The 1,362-nt window shown below is 70.9% G+C and carries 1 protein-coding gene; it reads right to left on the minus strand.

From position 1 onward, the window contains the following. Positions 1 to 1,177, minus strand: a 1,177-nt coding sequence (locus tag EJK91_RS21340) for a DUF7159 family protein (protein WP_125079896.1), incomplete at its 3' end; no start/stop codon positions are given. Positions 1,178 to 1,362: the final 185 nt, after the last annotated feature.

Raw genomic sequence — 1,362 nt, forward strand, 5'->3', positions numbered from 1 at the left:
GCCGCAGATCGCCCGCCGCCCACCGGGCACATCGTGGTCCCCACCCAGCAGGCGCCGGGGCCGGCGCCTGCTGGGTGGGGACCACGATGTGCCCGGTGGGCGGCGGGCGATCTGCGGCTGTGGGCCGGATGCTGACGGCCAGCGCCACCACCAGGCTGGAGACCCCGACGACGAAGAACGCCGCCAGGCCGCTGCCGGCCAACAGGAAGGGGCTGCGGCGCTGTTGGTGCTTGCTGTCGTCGAACTGATCCACACCGGAACTCGGCAGGTAGTCCTCGTCGTCCTCGATCACGGTGCCGTCGAAGCCGGTGGCGTCGACCAGGTTCAGATAGCCGCTGTCGCCGGCGTCGTCGGGGACCGCACTGTAGGCCAGCGCGTACTCGCCCATGGTGGCGTCATAGTCGGTTCGGTAGGCCTGAGAGGAGTAGCCGAGCGCGACCAGGTCCGGGTCGATCACGCCGGTGCCCGGGTCGCGGGCCCACGCCAGCGCCGAGGTCGATGAGTCGAACAGCGGCGCATGGGCACTGGCCAGCGCCGCGCCGCGCGCCAGCGCGGTATCGGGCTCCTCGGGCACGCTGACCGGGATGGCGCTGACGGCGTCCAGCTCGGGCTTGACCAAGCCGACGTTGACGCCGGAACCGACCACGAACAAGCCGTCGGGTCGCGGCGACAGACGACCGGCCTCGGCGGCCAGGCGGGTCAGCTCGCCCACTGCGGCGGCGTCATCGGACGGCAGCGCCACCCGCTGCACCTCGGCGATCGAACCGTCCGATGAGGCGACGACGGCCAGGGTCGCCCCGTCCGGCTCGATGAACATCAGAGCGGTCCGCTCGTAGCCGACCGAACCGCCGACGGTCTGCGCCAAGGCAGCGGCCGCCAAGAAGGCCGACACCAGCATGACGTTCTCGACTCGGTGACCGGCCAACGCGTCACGCAGTTGGCCGGCTTGCAGCTGGTTGGCGACGGTCACCCCGGTCGAGGCCAGCCGGTAGCCGCTCTCCCGCGCGCTTTCCTGGGTGCCCAGGATGGCCGACACGACCTGGTCGGGGAACGCCACCTCGTCGGCGTCCACCTCGAAGCCGTCTTCATCGACGGTCACGCCACCGGCGCGCTCTCCCTCGACGAGGACCATGCGTACCGATGGCGGTGCCATCGAGACCCCCAGAACGATGTCCACCGCACCTCCTCCACTAGGACCGGTGAATTATTAGCCCATCTTACGACTGTCGGATGTGAATGCCACTCAGAAGTGAAGGCCGGGGATCTTGAACGGGAACCCGCCGCCACCGCGTCCATGGCCGCCGCCGGGGCCGCCACCGCGACCGTGACCGGGTCCTGGGCCCCCACCGCCGGGGCCCCACC

Source organism: Mycobacterium sp. P7213, from assembly GCF_900604305.1.
GTDB lineage: Bacteria > Actinomycetota > Actinomycetes > Mycobacteriales > Mycobacteriaceae > Mycobacterium.